The organism is Pseudoalteromonas sp. Ld20 (assembly GCF_045064175.1).
GTDB classification, from domain to species: Bacteria; Pseudomonadota; Gammaproteobacteria; order Enterobacterales; family Alteromonadaceae; genus Pseudoalteromonas; species Pseudoalteromonas neustonica.
Genome location: NZ_JBISHB010000028.1, coordinates 61,023 through 82,179, shown reverse-complemented (window position 1 = coordinate 82,179; position 21,157 = coordinate 61,023). Strand labels below are relative to the sequence as shown.

18 protein-coding genes and 2 pseudogenes are annotated in these 21,157 nt (G+C 36.4%); 7 read left to right on the top strand and 13 right to left on the bottom strand.

Annotated features, from left to right (window positions below):
• Positions 1–15 precede the first annotated feature (15 nt).
• Entirely contained in the window at positions 16–1,032 is a 1,017-nt protein-coding gene (locus ACJJVX_RS05295; RefSeq protein ID WP_405630529.1) for a metalloprotease, read from the bottom strand.
• Between the two features lie 142 nt (positions 1,033–1,174).
• Between ACJJVX_RS05295 and ACJJVX_RS05290 the strand changes: the two genes are divergently transcribed.
• On the top strand, positions 1,175–2,389 hold the full coding sequence (locus ACJJVX_RS05290) for an EAL domain-containing protein (RefSeq protein WP_054206115.1): 1,215 nt from the start codon (positions 1,175–1,177) through the stop codon (positions 2,387–2,389).
• On the opposite strand, the gene ACJJVX_RS05285 is transcribed toward ACJJVX_RS05290, so the two are convergent.
• Positions 2,386–3,462, bottom strand: a complete 1,077-nt coding sequence (locus ACJJVX_RS05285) for a hemolysin family protein (RefSeq protein WP_405630526.1) — start codon at positions 3,460–3,462, stop codon at positions 2,386–2,388. The genes ACJJVX_RS05290 and ACJJVX_RS05285 overlap by 4 nt on opposite strands.
• Positions 3,463–3,777: 315 nt before the next feature.
• Here ACJJVX_RS05285 and ACJJVX_RS05280 point away from each other — a divergent pair, with 315 nt between their 5' ends.
• Together ACJJVX_RS05280 and ACJJVX_RS05275 are read left to right on the top strand one after the other, a co-directional pair.
• Entirely contained in the window at positions 3,778–6,273 is a 2,496-nt protein-coding gene (locus tag ACJJVX_RS05280) for a S9 family peptidase (RefSeq protein WP_054455426.1), read from the top strand.
• A gap of 160 nt (positions 6,274–6,433) precedes the next feature.
• Complete coding sequence (locus ACJJVX_RS05275; protein WP_054206112.1) at positions 6,434–7,138, top strand: response regulator transcription factor; 705 nt, start codon at positions 6,434–6,436, stop codon at positions 7,136–7,138.
• A 360-nt stretch (positions 7,139–7,498) separates the two neighbouring features.
• Here the strand turns inward: ACJJVX_RS05275 and ACJJVX_RS05270 are convergent, their stop codons facing one another.
• The 4 genes and pseudogenes from ACJJVX_RS05270 to ACJJVX_RS05255 form a co-directional block, all read right to left on the bottom strand.
• Positions 7,499–7,969, bottom strand: a complete 471-nt coding sequence (locus ACJJVX_RS05270; protein WP_405630522.1) for a DMT family transporter — start codon at positions 7,967–7,969, stop codon at positions 7,499–7,501.
• Positions 7,966–8,592 carry a nitroreductase family protein gene (locus tag ACJJVX_RS05265; RefSeq protein WP_054455422.1) on the bottom strand — a complete coding sequence of 209 codons (627 nt, stop codon included), beginning with the start codon at positions 8,590–8,592 and terminating at the stop codon, positions 7,966–7,968. The genes ACJJVX_RS05270 and ACJJVX_RS05265 overlap by 4 nt, the downstream gene beginning before the upstream one ends.
• Positions 8,593–8,686: 94 nt before the next feature.
• The gene (locus ACJJVX_RS05260; protein WP_405630520.1) at positions 8,687–9,271 is read right to left on the bottom strand and encodes a Crp/Fnr family transcriptional regulator; all 585 of its coding nucleotides are present in this window, start codon (positions 9,269–9,271) and stop codon (positions 8,687–8,689) included.
• Between the two features lie 63 nt (positions 9,272–9,334).
• Positions 9,335–10,675 (bottom strand): annotated as a pseudogene (locus ACJJVX_RS05255) (YifB family Mg chelatase-like AAA ATPase); the annotation flags it as partial.
• A 41-nt stretch (positions 10,676–10,716) separates the two neighbouring features.
• On the opposite strand from ACJJVX_RS05255, the gene ACJJVX_RS05250 reads away from it, so the two are divergent.
• Positions 10,717–12,405 carry a recombinase family protein gene (locus ACJJVX_RS05250; RefSeq protein WP_405630518.1) on the top strand — a complete coding sequence of 563 codons (1,689 nt, stop codon included), beginning with the start codon at positions 10,717–10,719 and terminating at the stop codon, positions 12,403–12,405.
• A gap of 542 nt (positions 12,406–12,947) precedes the next feature.
• Positions 12,948–13,619: a hypothetical protein gene (locus tag ACJJVX_RS05245; RefSeq protein WP_405630515.1), complete on the top strand. Its 672-nt coding sequence runs from the start codon at positions 12,948–12,950 to the stop codon at positions 13,617–13,619.
• On the opposite strand, the gene ACJJVX_RS05240 is transcribed toward ACJJVX_RS05245, so the two are convergent.
• Genes ACJJVX_RS05240 through ACJJVX_RS05230 form a run of 3 tightly spaced genes read right to left on the bottom strand, consistent with a single transcriptional unit; the run spans position 13,606 to position 16,106 of the window.
• Positions 13,606–15,600 carry a relaxase/mobilization nuclease domain-containing protein gene (locus tag ACJJVX_RS05240; RefSeq protein WP_405630513.1) on the bottom strand — a complete coding sequence of 665 codons (1,995 nt, stop codon included), beginning with the start codon at positions 15,598–15,600 and terminating at the stop codon, positions 13,606–13,608. The two genes, ACJJVX_RS05245 and ACJJVX_RS05240, sit on opposite strands and share 14 nt — an antisense overlap.
• Position 15,601: 1 nt before the next feature.
• Complete coding sequence (locus ACJJVX_RS05235; RefSeq protein ID WP_405630510.1) at positions 15,602–15,973, bottom strand: hypothetical protein; 372 nt, start codon at positions 15,971–15,973, stop codon at positions 15,602–15,604.
• Complete coding sequence (locus ACJJVX_RS05230; RefSeq protein WP_405630507.1) at positions 15,945–16,106, bottom strand: hypothetical protein; 162 nt, start codon at positions 16,104–16,106, stop codon at positions 15,945–15,947. Before ACJJVX_RS05230 ends, ACJJVX_RS05235 begins: the two co-directional genes overlap by 29 nt.
• A gap of 281 nt (positions 16,107–16,387) precedes the next feature.
• Between ACJJVX_RS05230 and ACJJVX_RS05225 the strand changes: the two genes are divergently transcribed.
• Together ACJJVX_RS05225 and ACJJVX_RS05220 are read left to right on the top strand one after the other, a co-directional pair.
• Positions 16,388–16,828 (top strand): hypothetical protein, encoded by a 441-nt coding sequence (locus ACJJVX_RS05225; RefSeq protein WP_405630504.1) that lies wholly within the window; start codon positions 16,388–16,390, stop codon positions 16,826–16,828.
• 81 nt (positions 16,829–16,909) lie between these two features.
• Complete coding sequence (locus ACJJVX_RS05220) at positions 16,910–17,620, top strand: hypothetical protein (protein ID WP_405630502.1); 711 nt, start codon at positions 16,910–16,912, stop codon at positions 17,618–17,620.
• Here the strand turns inward: ACJJVX_RS05220 and ACJJVX_RS05215 are convergent.
• The 4 genes and pseudogenes from ACJJVX_RS05215 to ACJJVX_RS05200 all read right to left on the bottom strand — a co-directional run bounded on the left by ACJJVX_RS05215 (position 17,598) and on the right by ACJJVX_RS05200 (position 21,125).
• Positions 17,598–18,500 (bottom strand): DNA adenine methylase, encoded by a 903-nt coding sequence (locus ACJJVX_RS05215; protein ID WP_405630499.1) that lies wholly within the window; start codon positions 18,498–18,500, stop codon positions 17,598–17,600. The two genes, ACJJVX_RS05220 and ACJJVX_RS05215, sit on opposite strands and share 23 nt — an antisense overlap.
• Positions 18,501–18,627: 127 nt before the next feature.
• Positions 18,628–18,828: pseudogene (locus ACJJVX_RS05210) on the bottom strand (magnesium chelatase domain-containing protein); the annotation flags it as partial.
• A gap of 34 nt (positions 18,829–18,862) precedes the next feature.
• Entirely contained in the window at positions 18,863–19,477 is a 615-nt protein-coding gene (locus tag ACJJVX_RS05205; RefSeq protein ID WP_054206108.1) for a trimeric intracellular cation channel family protein, read from the bottom strand.
• 376 nt (positions 19,478–19,853) lie between these two features.
• Positions 19,854–21,125, bottom strand: a complete 1,272-nt coding sequence (locus tag ACJJVX_RS05200) for an MATE family efflux transporter (RefSeq protein WP_054206139.1) — start codon at positions 21,123–21,125, stop codon at positions 19,854–19,856.
• Between the last annotated feature and the right edge of the window lie 32 nt (positions 21,126–21,157).

Below are 21,157 nucleotides of genomic sequence, written 5' to 3'. Positions count from 1 at the left end.
ATGCTGTTGTTATTGCTAACTCGATAAAATCTTCATCGGCAGGCTTAAAATCGCGTTTTCTGAATCAGCAAAATGCATCATCACCGCGACGTGTCCTGCAACGACGAGTGCATACATTACTGCTGAAAAGCCTTGGCCATATTTATCTAGCGGTACTAGGTGTGAGAAGTGACGACCGCGCCATTCAAAGGCAATTTCCAGTGCACCGATAAATAAGAAAAACACGAGTAACATTAAGCCAAAGGTATAGCTTATCCACAATCCAAATAACACTCCTAAAATACATATACTCAAACCTACCCATGAGCGCATTGAAAAGCTTATGCTTTTTAGCACATGACCACCGTCTAGCGGAAGAATGGGCAATAAGTTAAATAAGTTAAGTAATGCGCTGAGCACCGCGACACCTGCGAAAATTTCCATCTCAGTGGCGTAATAAAGCACTACACCCAATACAGAGGTGATCAAACCAAACGCGGGCCCCATAAGTGAGATAACTACATCTTGCCAGCGGGTGGTAATTTTATCATCAGAGACGGCAAGCCCCCCGACAAATGGAATCAAGTAAATCCCTTTGGTTTTAATACCAAAATACTGCATAGCTCTAACATGACCGTATTCGTGGATCACCAAGCACGCTATTAACATTAAAGCGAACTCAAACGTAAATAGCCAGGCATAACCTGCAACTGATGCGCCGGCTAGTGCTACTTTAACCACTTTTGCACTTTTAAAAATTTTAAAACCTAACGCAAACAGTCCAAATAAACCTTGCTTTGGTTTAGTTTTTTCCATTGGGGGAAGTGTCAATTGCTTTGCAAGTTCGCCGTCTATATACAATACCAAGCTGTTATCGAGCACTGCACTAGTATCTAAACCAATTACTTGGCCATTAGACTTAAATTCAAAATAACTTTCACGTGTATTATCAAACCCTATAGCTTGTTGCTCTTGAAATATTTGGACAATTTTTTGCCCTACTAAAACCAAACTATAATCTTGTTCAGCAAGGGTTAGTTGTATTCGAATCATCGTATTCACAGCCTTAAAAATATTACGTCAAGTATACCTATTTTTTTTCGACTATTCGGGTATTTATTTTAGTCGTTATGCTGACACCTAATACTTTATCTACTACTTTTAAATTATAAATAAGTTTTTTCAAGGAGCGAACATGACTAAAACAGCCCGCTGTATACTTGTTGTTGATGACTCAAAAGCAATTTTAGTCGTGATGCAAGCCATTTTAAATGAACTAGATGTTCCACATATAACTACATGTTTAGATGCCCAAGAAGCACTTGAAAAAGTGAAGAAATCACCATTACTGTATGATGCTGTTTTTACAGACCTCAACATGCCTAATATGGATGGTATGGAGCTTATTCGCCACTTAGGTGATATTCATTACCCCGGCGCCATTGTTATTATTTCAGAAATGGCACCAAAAGTGATTGATTTAGCAGCCGACTTAGCCCGTAAAAGTAATGCTCATTTAATCGGTAATATTGCTAAACCCGTGCAATTAACACAAGTGCATCAGTTACTGCAAAAATTAGAACATTTAGCGTGTCATACCGAAAAACCTTCTGAGCCTATATCTGAACACCAACTCCTACACGCTATTAGTCATAATGAAATTACCCCGTTTTATCAACCAAAAGTAAGTAGGGCAACCAACAAGGTAGAAAGTATAGAAGTGCTCGCCCGTATCATAACCCCGCAAGGCACTGTATTTTTACCTGATCGCTTTATTTGCGTGGCCGAACATTTAGATTTAATTAATCTTATTACTTTTCAGCTTTTTGAAAAGGCAACCAATGACTTTATCGATATAAAGAAAAATCTAGGTTACAACCTAAAACTGGCATTTAACTTATCGCCATGCCAGCTAGAAGATTTAAGCTGCCCTGATAAATTGGCACTTATATTAAAACTTAACAACCTCAAGCCAAGTGAAATTATTTTAGAAATAACAGAACAACATGCTTTATGTAGCTCTGCTCAACTTGAAACATTAAACCGTTTGAGAATACGTGGGTTCGATATCTCTCTTGATGATTTTGGTGTTGGCTTTACCAACATAAATCAACTCAAAACACTCCCATTCACAGAAGTAAAAATAGATCGCACTTTAATAAGCCACATTGAAACAGATCAATTTTCACAGGTGATTGTTAGCAGCCTAGTTAACATTGCGACGCAAGGAGATCTCACTATCGTTGCCGAAGGTATAGAGCGCGTTGAAGAGCTTGAGTACCTAGACCGCTTTAAAGAACATATTTTAATGCAAGGCTTTCTAATTTGCCGCCCTAAAGGAAAAATAGAGCTTACCCGATGGGCCAAGTCTTGGTTGCATATGGTTAGTGCCAGTAAAACCAGACGCTAGTTGTCGCCTCGGCCATGCTTGTCTTCTTCACTTAGTAATTTATCATTACTGGCTAATCGTTGTTGCCAACGTTGTTTGGCAACCATTTGCATATTCACTGACTGATCATGCTCATCAATAATATCAAGACCCATTAAAGCTTCTATCATATCTTCAAGCGTCACTATCCCCTGCACATCTCCGTACTCATCAATAACAAGACAAATATGCGTACGTTCGGCTAATAGTGTATGTAATAAAGTCGGTACATAGAGAGTTTCTGGAACAGTGTAAATTGGTTTAACCAGCTTACTTATTTTGTATTCTTTATCTAGGCGATGATATGCCAACATAATGTCATTTTTATGCACAAAGCCAATAATGTCATCAGTGTTTTTATCGTAAACCAATACACGTGAAAAAGAAGCGGCTCCATGCTCTGCTAAGTACTGATCGACAGTTAAGTCTTTATGTACCTTAAATAAAACCGTTCTCGGAGTTATTAACGAGTCAAGTTTGGTGTGTCTAAAATGCAATAAACTGCGGATAATCTCAGACTCTTCTTTGTGCAATGCTCCTGATTCAGTGCCTATATCTGCCATAGCTTCAATTTCTTGACGAATATAAAAGGCTTCATCGTAATTGCGGCCAAGTATATTTGTTAATTTATCAGCAAACCAAACAAAAGGTTTTAATACAATAACCAAATACCTTAACGATGCGGTAACGATAGGCGTTAAAGCACGCCAATAATTTGCGCCAAGTGTTTTGGGAATAATCTCTGAAAGCACCAATACTAGCAATGTCATAATTGCAGATGCAATGCCTACTGCTGTATCTGAAAAAACCACGGCAGCTTGCGCGCCCACACCCGCAGCACCAGCAGTATGCGCTACCGTATTAAGGGTTAAGATAGCCGCTAACGGCTGATCAACATTTTTCTTTAGCTTTTCTAACTGTTTAGCTAACTTTGGTGTTTGTTTGCGCAGCACTACCACATAACTAGGCGTTATGCTTAATAACACAGCCTCCATAATCGAGCATAAAAAAGAAATTGTAATCGCCGTTATCATGTAAACGATCAATAATGTCACTGTTATTCCTTAGCTATTTAATTAGATACACCCAGACTACAGAGTTTAACGTTTCAAAGGTTTTAATATCAAAGTGTTACTTTGCAAGAGTAGCAATCTCTTTTAAAAAGTAGCAACGCAAAGAATAAGCCCCTGTAAAACGCCAAAACGGTTAATTAAAACCTGCATTTTGAGGTGGTTTGAGTATACACCTTAACAACTGTCAGTATTAACCTCAAACTTTCTACTAAAGGAAGATAAAATCCATCGCAGAGCGCTTTTTGGCGCCACTTTCACATGTTATATTAAATTAAATTACCCACTTCAGGCTCAACTATGAACCCTAGATCCATTTGGCTCGGTAAAAAACCAAGCCTTAAAACGACACTCGCCGTTTTAACGTTAAGCACTTTTAGCAGCTCACTATTTGCTGCACCTTTAAATAAAGCGGATATAAAATTTATTGGCCCTATTGCCGCTGATATGCAATTGAAACCATATCAAACAGAGCATCAAGATGCGATTATTAACAACCTTTTGCCTAGCCTTCAACAACCAAAAAAAAGCATCACAGTCTTTGGTGAAAAACTAAAGTGGCAGTCGTTTGATAGCGTAAATGCATTAACATTAGGTGGCTTACAAGCATTAAAGCTAACCGCTAGCGCTGAACGCTTTACACAAGGCACTCTGACAATTAAAGGGATAGAAAAAGCACAGCTTTTCATCAATTCTGAGAAGCAAACTCCCACAAAAGATGTATATGAGCTGGCATTAAGCCAAGGCGATCATCAAATTGTAATAATCGCAGAGCAAGTTGCTAACTGGAATGATGTAGAATTTGATTTTACAGCGAAAACAGATACCCACACACTGACTTTTAGCAGTAAAGAACAACATGGCTTATCTGCTAAACAGTTATTTGATGCACCAACAGTAAGTGCATTATCGCTATCACCTGACGCCAAGCAGCACTTAGTGTCTACGCGGCACTACCAGGACAGCACCGGTAACACTGCAAACACGGTGACTGAACTAAAAGATGATGACAACCGAACAATTTACCGCTTTGAATCTGGCCAGCCTAGTAATGTAATTTGGAGCCCAGACAATAACTACATAGTGTATTTATTAGAGGGTAAATTAAAGCAGTTAAACCGTAAAACCCTAAGCCTAAGAGTGATCGCTGAAAATTTAGATGGCGCTGGCGGATTTTCGTACTTTGACAACACAAGCTTAATTTTCAACTGGTCAAAATCACCTACTGCGGATAGTAGCCTGACAAAACACTATAAAGGCTTACAAGATCGTTGGTCATATGCGCGTATTACATCACAAGTTTACTTATTAGATATTAATACTGGGCTAAGTAAAATATTAAGCCAAGGACCTCTAAGTCACAGCATTGAAGACTTTAATAGCAAACGCGGCACAGTATTACTTAGTCGCGGCACACAACCAATGCTTGCAACAACTCACCCAACCACAGAGCTAATCGAACTTAATATCGCCAACGGTAAAAGTGAAGTTATTGGCCTATTTAATATTTTTAACCAAGCCAAATACAGCAATAACGATATTTATGTTACTGCTGGGCCTGATTTTAAAGATGGCTTAGGTCGGAATTTACCTGAAGACATGCTCTCAAACAATTACGATGGGCAACTTTATTTATTAACCGATAATGGTAAAAAAGCATCTGCATTAAGCCGTAATTTTGATCCAGCAATTGGTCAACTTGAAGTACTAAATAATGGCGATGCAATCGTTAAAGTTACCGATCAAGATACTATCGCTTTGTATCTTTACGATAAAAGTAAACAGCGCTTTAACAAGTTAAAAACTGGCTTTGATGTAGTTGAGCAATTTAGTTACTCAAACAACCGTAGCCCTGCTATTTTAGTTAGCGGTTCTAACGCATCATCACCACAACAATTAAAACAACTGAGTATAAATAAAAATAAAGCAAAAACGCTTTGGGATTCTAAACCAGAAGGTTATGCCAATACTGATATTGCCAGCCTAGACGAATTTAATTTCACCAACGCTGAAGGTGTTGAAATTAAAGGCCGTGTTTACTTACCAACTGACCTTGATAAAAACAAACAGTACCCTGCTCTCGTTTATTATTATGGTGGCACCTCTCCAGTTACGCGTGGCTTTACTGGACGATACCCTTTTAATCTATGGGCAGAGCATGGTTATGTTGTATATGTAGTGCAACCGACAGGTGCAACTGGGTTCGGTCAAGAGTTTTCAGCTAAGCATGTGAATGCATGGGGGCAATATACTGCTGATGATATTATGCAAGGCACGCAAGCGTTGCTAAAACAATATCCATTTATTGATAAAAACCGATTAGGTAATTTAGGCGCCTCGTATGGTGGTTTTATGACTATGTTGTTAGCGACCAAAACAGATATGTTTAGCGCATCCATTGCCCATGCAGGTATCTCTAATATTACATCGTATTGGGGCCAAGGTTGGTGGGGGTATTTATATTCAGGTGAAGCATCTAAAAATAGCTACCCGTGGAATAATGCCACGCTTTATAGTGATCATAGCCCAGTATTTCATGCTGATAAAGTAACCACACCGTTATTACTTTTACATGGAGATTCTGATACCAATGTACCTGTAGGTGAAAGTCACAATATGTACACAGCTCTTAAGCTGCTTGGTAAAGATGTTGATCTTATTGAATACAAAGGCGCAGATCATCAAATATTCGCCCGTGATCAACGCTTTGATTGGTGGAGTACCAAACTTGCGTATTTTGACCAGCATCTAAAAAATGAACCACAGTGGTGGCAATATTTATATCCTAAAAAATAATTAACACTGTTTATGTTATCAACAGGTAAGGGTACCTCCCTTATCTGTTGATATTTACCAAACAATGACATAAATAGTACAGAAATACTCAAGATCGCCCTTCTCACCTTTTACTAATGAGTGCTAACATAGAGCTATCATTAAAGGTAACTAAGATACTATGGCCATTCATGTTTTATTGGTTGAAGATGACGAACTATTAGTTAAGCGCATACTCAACCATTTTAAAGAGACTGAATTTCACATCGAGAACGATGCAACAGGTGCTGATGCCTTAGCCATTGTGCAATCGCGTGTAAATAACAAAACAGCTATTTCTTTAGCGATTGTCGATATAGTATTACCAAAACGTGATGGTTTACACCTAACAAAAGAATTAAACACCCTTACTGATATTGGCGTGATCATGCTATCTAGCCGTGATTCTCAGGCCGACCGTATTGCAGGCCTAGCACAAGGCGCAGATGATTATATTTGCAAACCCGTTGATTTATTAGAGCTTGAACTACGTATGCGCGCTTTATATAAGCGCCTCAAAGGTAATAATCATCATGACGAAAGCGAAGAGTTTATCGAATATGCTGATTTTAAATTACACCCCGATAACCGCACACTAATCACTGCTAGTGGTATTGAATCTAGACTCACTGAGGCCGAACACAAAGTCCTTATTTGCTTAATTTCAAATGCTGGAAAAGCAACGTCTCGTGAAAAAATATCTGAAGAAATTGGCCAACCTGATTGGAGTCCAAACGACAGAACAGTGGATGTGCTAATTGGTCGCTTACGTAAAAAGCTCAGTGATGAAAAGGATCAAAAACGCATTGTGACCGTACGCGGCAAAGGCTACATGTTATCGATTTAATTATAATGTTGGTTGATTGATTGTTATCAGGTAACCGTTTGCAAATTCCGTTTAACAGCGCAGTCAATTAGGTGATCCATAAATTTTGCTCCCCCCCACTTGACAGTATCCCAGCGCAATCCCTAGCTGATAAATACCTATATTCGTTCCTGTCACATAACTAATTGCTGTACTAGCTATCTTTGAATCGACTTCATGCACCCAACCATTTGGTTTAAAAGTTATTTATACTGTGTTATTAATTTTTAACAAAGGAACAACTATTATTTGCAATCTATGCCTTGCCTAAATCGCTTTTAACTCCAGCTGAGACTGCATTTTGAGGTGACTTGAGTATATTTGTAAAGCCGCGCTCATTTTTCAATTCTTATTAATTAATATAACACCCAACACAAGCAGCACAGCCCCAGCGACCTTTACCATAGATACTTCTTTGATAGGGCTATCAAATAAACCAAAATGACTAATAATTATCGCAATCACTATCTGACCTGTTAATGCATAACTCATCACATTGCCAACCCCATACTTTGGGATCAAGTAATACAAACTTGCAACGCCATAAGCACTAAACAACCCCGATAACCATAAAACCCAAGGGACTGTCCCCAAGCTATTTGGCATAAATTCAGCTTGTTCGCCACCCGAACCTTGTTCCTTATTTACCCAAACGTACGCAGTTAAAACAGCAATAATTAAAAAACTCGATAAAAATGCATAGCACGTTGCCAATAAGTTATTCTGTAAAACCTTACCTAACTGCGCATTCATTGCAGCTTGAAATGCAATTGCAGCTCCCGCAGAGAGCCCCATTACGCCTAGAATATTCATAGCCGAACAACCAGTTGATCTTGGCTCAAGCGGTATTTTGACCGTATAGCAGAGGCATCCTTAGGTGATCTAAATCCTATAGGACATAAAATAGCGGCGCTTAAACCTTGATCTGCCAACCCTAGAATACGGTCTATACCCGCAACATCAAAACCCGTCATTGGGCATGCATCTATATTATTTAATGCCGCAAAAGACAACAAGGTACCGAGCCCAATATAGCATTGCTGAGCAGCCCAAATTGCTTGATGATTTTCAGTTTTTGAGAGCAAATCATCACTAATTTGCTGTTTATACAATGCTAAATCACTGACTGATTTACCTTGGCTATTTGCAAGATTACTAATAAAACAATCAATATCAGTGGAAGTCAGTCTTTTTTGATGAGCAAAAACAAGCAAGTGAGAGCTTTGGGCAACCTTAGCTTGCCCAAAGCTACTAGCTACACATTCTGTTCTTAATGCTGGATTTTTAACAATCAATAATTTGTATGGTTGGATACCATATGCGCTTGGTGCTAAACGTACACTTTCGATAAGCCCATGAATTTGTTTTTCACTTAACTGTGAGTCTGAAAATTGATTAACGGCATAACGCCAATTTAGCGCTTTAATGAACGACATATATTACTCCTGCTTTTATACCCCGCTAGGTATATGTCGTCACTTTATATCGATACGTTAAAGCAATCCTTTACATATGTTGAGAACATCAAGTTTATTTAATTTTCTTTTTTATTCGACTCAACTGGGTAGGTGTAATACCTAAGTAACTGGCAATATGAAATTGAGGTAATCTATGTAAGATCAATTCAAATTTATGTAAAAAATGAAGGTAACGTTCAGTTGCCTCTAGTTGTAAAAGGCTAATTTCTCTAGGCTCTTTCTCAATTAACCAATGCGCCTCAAGATAATGTATATGAAAAATCATTAAATCGGGGAATTTGAATAAAACATCACGGTATTGTTGGTGGTTAATTTCTATAATCTCACTGTCTTCAAGTGCTTGAACCTCTAAGTCACTATTTTCATCCGTTAACAGTGAACTCATACTGCCCGGAAAACGCCCTTCTGAAAAAAAGTTTTTATTAAACTCGTCACCATTTTCACCGCGAACAAAAGCACGAAACAACCCCGTGTGGACAAACGCAAAACTATTAGGTTTTTCACCTAAAGAATAAAGAGTTTCACCTTTTACAACTGTTCTGGCTTTACAACACCCTAAATAAGCATCCCAAGCTTGCTGAGAAAGTGGACTGTATGTATTGATTACTCGTTCTAAATGAGCGTAATGTGGCTGCATAATAGTATCGTTTGACGTTAAGATTAGTGATGAAAATACCACATCAGCATGAATCAAATAAGCTTAGTATTTTGTTAGTTGTGCAATCAAACGCTCAAATGCGCGGTAATTAAGAGCCTCTTTTAACTCAGCTAAACTAATCTCATCAGCTCCTTTTAAATCACTGATTGTTCTAGCAACTTTAATTACACGGTGATAAGAGCGTGGTGATAACGCCAACTTCTCACTGGCTTTAGCTAAAAACTGCAACTCAGCCGTACCAAGCACGCAATGTATGCCCATTTCCTTATTATTAAGCCGTGCATTAACTTTACCTTGACGTTTTAACTGACGATTATACGCCGCCTCAACCCGCGCTCGCACCACAGCACTGCTTTCTTCTTCTTCGGTACTTTGCAATTGCGCGCTGTTCAAACGCGGTAATTCTATTTGTAAATCAATACGATCGATAAACGGCCCAGATACTCGAGATAAATAACGCATTACTTGATCGGGAGTCGCCCGCTTATCATTATGGCAACCGGTGGGGCTGGGGTTAAGTGCTGCAATAAGTTGAAACTGCGCAGGAAACTCCATTTGCCTAGCGGCTCTTGAAATTGTTACCGTGCCGGTTTCCATAGGCTCACGCAGTGAATCAAGCACTTTACGTTCAAATTCTGGTAACTCATCAAGAAATAAAACACCGTTATGAGCCAATGAAATTTCGCCCGGCTTGGGATTTGAAGATCCTCCCACTAACGCCACTGCTGAACAAGTATGATGCGGACTGCGAAATGGCCTTTTACGCCAATTAGTTAAATCAATCGATTGCCCTATAATTGAATAAAGCGCGGCGCTAGAGAGCGCTTCGTCATCCGACATCGCAGGCATAATGGTTGGCATACGTTGGGCAAGCATTGATTTACCGGTTCCTGGCGGGCCTAAAAATAGTAAGTTATGACCACCGGCGGCAGCTATTTCTAATACTCTTTTAGCCCCGGGCTGACCCTTTACATCACTTAAATCATGAATAAAATTAGCGGTATGAACTCGCTCTGCGTATTCAATATTCAATGGTAAAGGTTGCTGATTGAGTAAATCGCTCCATACTTCTTGAATTGATGAAACGGCTTTGCGCTCAACACCATGTACTAAACTGGCTAAACTGTCGTTAACATAAGGCAGGAAGCAACAGCGCCCTTGCTCTTTCGCTGCAAGCACCGATGGTAAAATAGCGTTAACCCCACGCACCTCTCCATTTAAGGCAAGCTCACCATAGAATTCATAACGCTCAAGATCATTACAAACCACCTGCCCTGATGCGACTAAAATACCCATGGCGATAGCTAAATCAAAACGTCCTCCATCTTTTGGAAGGTCGGCAGGTGCAAGGTTTACTGTAATTTTATGTATGATTAACAGGAAAAATGATATGTTGAGATTTGCATAATTTAAGGAGTTCAAGAATGGAAAAAATCATTTACCCATATGTCAGGTTTAGTAGCGAACAGCAATCAGGTGGCAGTTCATACAAGCGACAGATGGGCGACATCTTAAACTATGCAAAAGAGAACGGCTATACCGTCAATAACAGCCTTGAGTTAAAGGATTTAGGCTTATCGGCATATAAAGCAAAGCATATTGAAAAAGGATCGCTAGGGGACTTTTTAGATGCTTTAGATACAGGAGTCATAGAATCTGATGGATCTGCGTATCTGTGTATTGAGCAAATAGATAGACTCTCACGACAAAGCATAGACAATGCTTATCAAGTTTTCCGAAGAATCCTCAAAGCCAATGTAAATGTCATTACATTGATGGATAAGAAAATCTACACAAAAGCTAGTCTCAACGATTTGATGAGCATTATGTATTCGTCAATGCTAATGGCTCAAGCCAACGAAGAGAGTGCAAAGAAAGCGGAAAGGATTCTAAAAAGCTTTGATCAAAAAATTGATAAGTTAAACAACGGAGAATCTATTCAATACGTGGGGATTTTCCCAGGATGGATAGACAACAAAGGCACAAAACAAAAAACAAATTTCGTGATTAATGAGAAAGCTAAAATCGTTCAAAGAGCCTTTAAAATGTATATCGAAGGAACTTCTATGGGCGATATAGCAAGGATTTTTAACGATGAGCTTGTTGAGCAAGTAGCAAAAAGACGACATAAGAATTTTACCAATTCTTGGAGTTCAGCCAAGATTAACCACCTGCTTAAAAATCGCTGTGTTCTCGGTGAGCTACGTATTGCAAAGAGTGGCGATATTTATGAAAACTACTACCCGTCTATCATTTCCGTTGATGATTGGGATGTTGTTCAATCAATGACGGCAACAAAGAAAACCAAAAAAGCCTCTGGTAGAAAATCTATTAATATCTTCACTGGTAAAATGTTTTGTGCAGGTTGTGGTCAAAAATATTACTTTGAGACAGATGATAAAATCACGAAAAAAGGTAGAACCTTATACTATATGTTGAAATGTCAGGGTAGGCGTGTTCTGGGCTGCAAGAGTAAATCTATCAAGTATGATGATTTTATTTCATCTACTCCAAATATGTTTGGAATGGTTACACAAAGCAAGAAAGATAATAGTAATGAAATTAACCAGATAAAGGGGAAAATCAGTGAGATTTCTACAGACACCAAGAAGATTGAAAAAGATATAATAACCCTAGAAACGATGAATGAGAGTGGTGATTTGGATTATGCTACTTACCTAAAAGAAAGTTCAAAACAGCGTAAGAAAATCAATGTGAATGATGCAAGAATTGCAGATTTTAAAGCGAATATTGCAAGATTATCAAGTGATAACAAACTAGAGTTTTTTGACAAGACCGATCCTGTTTCTGTCGTAAAAGCTAAGAGATTTGTTAATGAAAATTTTGCGGCATTTGTCGTATCAAGCGACTCAAAGGCTTGCACTGCGCTTTATTCTAACGGGATGGTTATTCACTTTACTTTGAACAATAGTAAGCTTGAGAAAAAAGAAAAGATAAAACCTGTTGATGGTTTTGGTGAATTTTACGAATTGAAAGAAGAAATCCTTAACGCTTACAAGAGTGGGCGAATGGATGGGAAGTTTATCGAAATACTAAAAGCCACAAACTATTGGGGTGTTGAAACACCAGAAAAAGTCTATGACCTTGATTAAGTCACAAAATGCTAATAGGTTCTCTCAAACAAGCGTTTTGAGCAATTTTCTACAAATGCCTATGCTGTTAGCTATGTTTTCCATTTGATTAGCTTTAAATGGATTTTAGAGCCTCATACGCAAGCTCCTTCGGAAAATCAGCAAATTTTTTATGCTTTGGCCTCAGGCCGATAAAAACAAAAAATTGAAGCTATAAATTTACATATAAAAAAAGAATCTATATTAAAAAATTTAAATTAGTTTTGTATATATATTATTAGGACTACACTTTGAAACATTAGCCCCCTGCACTTTGAAACATTAGCCACCTACACTTTGAAACATTAGCCCCCTGCACTTAGTTACAGTTTGACAAATATTTCAATTGTGATTTGATATATTAAAGATACAAAAAAAGCCGCATAATAATTTGCGACTTTTTAAAATTAAACTTCCGCCAAGAAGAATACTAATTATATAACACCAAAATTACAATTTGTAAAGTAAGTATATTATAATCATTATTCCTTTGAAGTTTAAACAACAACTAAAAGGAAATTAAAATGATTGAATACTTAACAATACCACACGAAATTATGAATAGAAAAAACCCACTACATTACGCATTGTTTGACTATAAAAACAACTCTAAAATGAAGTTGTTTATTACAATACTTGCATACTCAACAATGATTTACAGAAATACAAAAAAAGAAGCAGATCATAACTTTAATATAAAAGGTTTACTTTCTGAAAGTAGCATTTTAAATAGAAGAGATTTATCAGTAAGTAAAATAAGAAAATTCATTAACGAATTAAAAAGCCCTTTTTTCTATGAAATAAAGACACTTGGTAATGAAATTAATTTCAAACTTTCAAAAGAATACAAGAAAAACATAAAAGACTCTGGGTTTAATAAACTTGAAATATCTGATTTAAAATCAATATCTGATGTTAGAACTGTAAAGTTGTTCATTCTGACAAAAATAAAACCAAGCGGCTATCTTGACTTACATTATTTGTTTAAGGTATTAGATTTAAACACAATAAAAAGAAGAGACAATAAAATAGCAAAAATAAAAAAATCATTTAAATCAATAAATGTTGAAGCTGAATATAAACATCCTGCAAATCAAAATCAAAAAGCTACAGAAGAACATTATAAGTTTTATTATGATACTTATGAGCGTGATCTTTCAAATATAGTGGGTGATTTACAGATTAATTATGATTAGGATTATTGAAAGGTGTTAGTTTTGGTGATAATGAATTAATACTCTTACCTTTAAGTTTTTTAGATTGTGTATGTAATTGTTGTTTATTATTGCCACCACTATTATTACTACTTTTTATTTCTTCAAAAGTATCCTTTAAAGATTTATTTTTATCTAAACAATCACTGATTCTATCAACTGGATAGTCTTTTCTTACACATTGTTGAATGATATAAGATTTCAACTTCTCTTTATCTTCAGTAGCAACAACCCCACTATCATATAACTTGATTAAATTATCATCTGATAATGTTTTATATGTTGTAATTTCTTTTAGCTCATCAATTTTTAAGCTTGGTTCATTCGTTTGAAAAAAGAATAAATCATCTGGATTTTCTTTAAAAGCAACCTTCATACAACGATGTATTAATTCTTTACTATCAGAACTCGCACAAGTCCAACCCGTTTGTTTTGCGAGGTCATACGATAATTTAATGTCGTGGTCATTACTTCTTTGACCAAATGAAATTCTATTTTTATCTTCTGAAAGTTTAAGGTTGAAATTCCTTGGGTATTTTTCTTCATCTTTATGCTCATAATAAATAAAAGTATTACCGTGTTTATCAACTTTTTGTTTGTAATTGTCATTTATACTTTTAATGTTTATTTTATTATTGTTTGAATCATCACAAGACAAACTTAATAAATCACTTTGACCAGTTATTAATTTGAACAACTCTGGATTGTTCTTCTTTATTTTACCGAACGTAAGCATTGAATTAACTTTACCACCAGATAAAGAAAAATCATCACTGATGAAAGTTATGCCACCATTCCCATTTTTCCTGTGAAGATATTGTATTTCTATACCTGAATTATTCAACTTTTCGATGAATTCTTTTGAGCTTTGGTTATTTCTATAAGTATCATTTATTGATTTTTTAAAATCATCAATACTATCAAATGAAGTTTTCAATTTAGTTTCTTTGTCTTTTATTGCTGAGATATCACCATTTTCTCTATCAATACTCGTTTCCAAATTCTTATATTCATTAGATAAAGATTCTTTTTGTTTATTCGCTGATTTCTTTTCTTTTTTAACTTTTGATTTTAATTCTCGTAACTTTCTATCATTAACTGAAATATTTTCAGTTAATACATCGTTATCAGTTTTAAGAAGTTTATTAAAAAACCCTAAATTATCAATCTCATTAGTATCATTTTTTATATCTTCATTTATTTCTGAAATTGAATCATTTAAATCATTAACCGTATTATTTGCATTGTTGGTTAAATTTGTGATGTCATTTTGAACAACTGATTTTTTATCTTCTAATTTATTTACTTTATCTTTGTGAATTTTAATTTTACTAGAGTATTTATTTTTAACTGTTTTTTGACCATCTTGTTTATGTTTTGGAATGTAAGTCCTTTTTCCATCAATAATAAACCAATTATTTGGATCATTTTTACCTGTGAAAGTTAGCTTATATTGCTTTTCTAATTTTTGCGCTGCACGCTCCATTTTACGCCCTGATTGGACTTGTCTTTGATACTTTCCCTCATCATCGTGAAAGCCTCTGACAACGTGGAAATGGGTCTTTCCTGAGTCTGTCTGAGGGAAGAGCATAAAAGGAGTTTCATTAAACTTGGGATCGTAAAGCTCACACGCTTCTAGTGCTAGTTTTTGAAGTTCTTCAAGCGTATGTTTCTCATCGTCCTCTTCTGAAAAAGAGATCATAGAGTGTTCGTATAGGTAGGACTGACGGGAGTTCTTAGATAGCTTTGAGTTAGCTTCAACAGACATAACAAAACTATCTTTTAATCGTTTATATTCGTCTCTATCGTTAACGTTCAAACAAAAGCCACTGTTTGACTCAACACCAATCAGTCTTGGGTTCTCTGGGCTGTTCAAGCCTTTCTTATCGACTGAATTATATCTAACTGTTCCGTGTAATCCCCTTAATGTTTTTCCCTCATGTAATACTCTAAATACTGCCATTCTATAACCTCTTTTTTAATATCTTAACATTCTTTGTTAAATACCTTTTTGCGTTGATTAAAACCAAATGATTATGTTGAAACTTTTTAATTTCCTCTAAAGATATACTATTTTGTTGATTTGCAATTTTTGCCATTTGATTTAAGTTTGTAGAATATTTAATTAATTCATTCATTAGTTTCAAACAGTGACCATCTTCATCAACAAAGACTTTTTTTACTTCTGTTCCATTTTGGGACATATAAGCCAAGATAGTTTCTTCAAATGTTTTAAAATTTCCAAGTTCTTTTAATTCTTCCAAATGATTCTTTGTTTCTATTGAAAGTCTTAAATGCAAACTTGTTTTATTTGGATCTCGTTTTTCTTTTTTCATTTCTCACCTCATTATTAATTTTATTTTTTATTTGTAATTCTTCTTCATCGTTTGCATTTATCAGCATGATTATTATTTCAAGATGTTTTAATTTAGATGGTAAGTATTCTTTTTTATACATAGTTTCTTTCATGTTTTTTCTCCAAATGTAATGCGGATCCTTTAAAATTAAATAGTCGATAAACCAAATGATAATGCGGTAGAGACTGTTTAATTCAAATAGAGCTTTAAGCGAATATTTGTATATTTATCGTTAGATAAATCAAGTAAGTGGGTTCCCCACTTCCTACTTGCAATATAAGTCATATATATAATCTTTTTATCATTCATTAATTACAAGTCAATTTTTATCATCTTGCTTTTCCATAAAATAGTGGTATGTAAATTAATAACCAACTGATGAGAGGATATTAAATGGGTGATATTAAAGTAATTAAAATAGAACATTATAACTTTAAGGCAAGCGCAAAAGAATTATTTGAAAAATTAGCCGACAATGAGGAATTTGATTGTGATGATGATGAATCTTTTAAATATTATTTTAAAGACTTTGAAGAGTATTATAATGACGGTTTGACAAAAGTTTATTACAATCAAGAAATAGAACCTGATGGCGATAATTGTTTTACTATTAATAATGAAGTTTTGTTTTATTCGGTTTTTAATGGTTGTTTATGTTTTGATTCTGGTGAATATTATCGTTGTTGTGAAAACATAGAAAGATATTTTGAAGATTTTAGAAATGAAGGCGCAATAATTAGAAGTGGATACGATGCTTTTTTAAATATAATACATGAGGACTTAAGATTAATTGACACTGAAGAAATATATATATTAGAAGTGAACTCTTATTAATGATAATCATTTGCAATATGCGATAATGGTCCCAATTTTTGGCCTTATTTGGTAATCTAACTCATTTTATGGAGTTAGATTATGGATACTATAGATCCTAAAATTTTAGAGCTTGCTAAAAAGATTACTGCAAAACGTGCAAAAACAGTGATAGATCACATTATCGCTCACGGCTCTGTCTCTACAGAAGAGTTAAAGGATATATACGGTTATGACCACCCACCAAGGGCGGCAAGAGATGTGAGAGAGAATGGTATACCTTTAGATACTTTCAAGGTATTAGATAAGCAAGGGCGAAAAATTGGAGCTTACAGGTTTGGTGATCCTAGAAAAATTGAAGGTCATAAATTAGCAGGTCGTCAAACTTTTTCTAAACACTTAAAAGACACACTTGTTGCAATGTATGGAGAGCGTTGTGCCGTATCTGGTATTGCATTTCAAGGTAGATACTTACAAATCGATCATCGCATACCTTATGAAGTTGCTGGTGATGAAGTTGCCGAAGAAAATACCCCCGACAAATTTATGCTTTTAAGTGGTGCAGCACAAAGGAAAAAATCTTGGGAGTGTGAGCAATGCCCTAACCTTAAAGGGGCAAAAGATAAGGCTATCTGTAGCTCTTGTTACTGGGCTTACCCTGAAAATTATGATCACGCAGCAACGAGACCACTACGCTTACTAAACCTTGGTTTTAGTGGTCAAGATTGTGAAGTATATGACCACCTTTTAGAAGAAAGTAAAAGAACAGGACTTCCTATTCAAGACTTGGTTATACAGCGATTAAAAGGCTAGGTTCAATCTTTTGGACTAATGCTGGTGATAGGTAGAGGGATTCAAAAGTCTTGTCTTCTCTACCTAAAAGTATAGCTTGAGAAGATCTTCCAGCATCTAGCATAACTTTTTTTAAATTCAAACTATCTGGTAAATCTTTACCATATGACCTATCACCGCAAACACCATCGAATGAAAGTATGTAAGGCACATTACGATTATTCAATTCTTCCATTTCCGAAATTAACTCATCAATTTGCAGAACAAAAGCATACCTTGTGTCTTTTTTGGTACTAGTTCCTTGCCAAGGTGGATCCATATAGATTAGGTCATTGCTTGTGGCTTTAGCTGTTATGTCTCTAAAATCCTGACTATACACTCGACTCTTGCCTTTTAGCACAGTAGACGCTCCAAGAATGTTGGTTCTCATCTTTTTAGGAGCCGTTCCTTTTCTTCTCTTGTCAGGGCCTTGATTGAATTCACCGTTTGAATTGAATCTAATAGCATTTTTGACACATCTAGCAACCAGATATAAAAATTTTATTGGATCAAGGTCTTGGTTAAACTCTTTTCTTACATCCATATAGTGCTGGTAGGAATGCGAGAGTAATTCAACAGAATCATCTAACGGAATTTGACAGTTCCAAAGAGATTCATATCTATCAGAAGCTAGTTCTGGGGTGTTAATAATTAATTCCCATAAATCCATTATTGGGGCGAATTTATCATTAAGAACATACTCTTTCGCCAAGTTTTGGCTTGCCGCTGCCAAGGTTATAGCTGCTGAACCTGCAAACGGTTCATAAAGTGTATGTATATCTACCCCATCCACATATTGAAGAATAGAATCAGCAAGTTTTCTTTTACTACCTTGATAAGGTATTACGTGAGGGGTAATCATTAACATTCACCTTGGACCTGTATGTAAACACAGTATACATAGATTTTTGTGCCAGTATACCAAATCCAGTAGAGATTGCGCTATATATAGAGGGAAGCATAAAACTATTCCTGTTTTTCTTTCATAGCATAGTTATACGTTGATCTGGAAAACCAAACTGAGAGTTTTCAAGGGCACTGCGCACCCTATCTTTAGCCTCTTTTACCGACGCCTCTGGTAAACCAACGATATGAAAAGCCGGTAGACCGTTTCCCAAATGAACTTCAACCATCACTTCAGGTGCTTGAATCCCCACTTGAGCGCGAGAATATATACGAGCTAATGACATTTCCTTTGTCCCTGTAATATTGTTTTATTACAGTCTAGTCAGGATATTTAAAAATATGTAGTGTCAATTGCCACTTCATTGCTGCTAAACGTAATATTAGCGTTGTTAACATCGCAAGCACCATGGCCATTTCGGTCATGATTCCAAACGCGATACCTTGGGTATAGACGATTCCACCAGCAATACAGGTAATAGCATATAGCTCACCTTTTAATAACATAGGTATATTGTCCGCCAGTACATCCCGGATCACGCCACCAAAACACCCTGTTATCATCCCCATGATAATCGCCGTTGTTGCGGGCATGCCGGCCAAGAGCGCTTTTTGTGCTCCCATAACCGCAAAAAAGGCTAAACCAAATGCATCAGCCACTTGTAGATGATAATAAGGTATGGATTTTTGCTTGTTAATAAAGCGCGTTGTTATAAAAATCGATGCAAAAATAGCGACAAAATAACTTTGATCGTGTAGCCAAAAAACAGGCACATCCAAAATCAAATCACGTAACGTTCCTCCACCCACCGCTGTCACCGTCGCCAGTACAACGACACCAAAGCCGTCCATTTTTTTATCGTAGGCAATTAAGGTGCCTGACACAGCAAATACTGCCACGCCGATTAAATCAAACCAATGGTAAAGTTCAGTCATATACTCAAAACACCTCAAGATGCGAATTTAGATACCCAAACGTGCTAAACGACGCTGTTTTAGCACAATATACCCAAACCACCTCAAGATGCGAGTTTCAGTTGGAATTAAAAGCGATTTAGGCAAGGCATTGATTGCAAGTAATAGTGGTTCTATTATTAAAATCAATAACGCAGTATAAATCGCTTTTAAACCAACCCGTTGGGCGTTTCACAGAGACTTACTCTCATCGTTGTTCCTTCTTAAAAGGGACGGCCATTCCTACAAAGTAACGCCTTGATATTAAGCCTCTGTGAAACGCTGAATTCTGCATCTTAAGGTGGCTTGGGTATAAACTCTAAGTTTTAAGTTAACTTTAAATTAACCTACATTTAAACTAACTCAATAAGCGCTGCGATGTTTGTAGTTGCCTATAACGGACTATCAATGTAATGCCACGAAGTAACATAAAGCAGGTCATCGAAAACCATAACCCATGGTTTTGCCATTGCTGAGATAACAAAAAAACACCAAAAAAACCGAATAGCGCTGAAAAAACCATCGTGTTACGCATGTCTTTTGCGCGAGTTAACCCAACAAAAATACCATCAAACAGAAAACAACTCATTGCTGCTAGCGGTAAAATTATTAGCCAAGGCAAATATTTTTGGGCTTCACTAATCACTTGCGGAACATCCGTTAATAACGTGATTATCTGCCCGCCGAATAATGCAAAAAACACGCTATAACATAGGGCAAACAACATTCCCCAAAAAACACTTATACGCATCCATAAATTAATACGCCTAACACTATTTTGCCCTTTCGCCTGGCCTATTTTTGCTTCACTTGCGTAAGCGATACCATCTAGTGCAAAACTAACTAACATTAAAAAGTTCATTAATACTGCGTTTGCCGCAAGCGTCACATCACCAATGCGAGCACCATAAAAAGTCATAAAACTAAAACACAACTGCAAAATCAGCGAGCGAATAAAAATATCACGATTAAGACTTAATAATGCCCACATTTTTTTACGACTAAACCAACCACCAACAAATAAAGGCACTGACATTTTATTTGCTAATCGTATGACTAAAAATAATGCAAACACTAAGGCAATATAATCAGCAATCACCGAAGCCCATGCAGCACCAGCAACTTCCCAATCTAAAAACACGACAAAATATATATCTAATACGATGTTGGTAATATTAGTGACGAGCAGCAAATAGAACGGCCCTTTACCATAATGAATACCAAGCATCCACGCTAGTAACACCAAGTTACACAGCGCTGCTGGTGCGCTAAAAATACGAATATAAAAGTAACTATAAGCTTGTACTAACACCTCCTCACTGGAACCAGACAGGTAAGCGATTACATTTTTCATTAATGGGGATAAGGCAATTAAAATGAAAGCAACAATAAGCGCCAGTACTAAACTACGTTTTAGTAACCCAGCTAATTGAGCATAGTCCTTTTTACCATAAGCTTGTGCCACAAGGCCTGTGGTACTCATTCTTAAAAAGCCTGCTAGCCAAAAAAGCAACGAAATAATCGTGGCTCCTAGTGCTATACCAGCAAGATAATGCGCACTACCTAGATGGCCAATTACTGCTGTATCAACAATTCCTAACAATGGCACGGTTATATTTGATAATATCATCGGACCTGCTAACAACAGCAAGCTTTTATGGT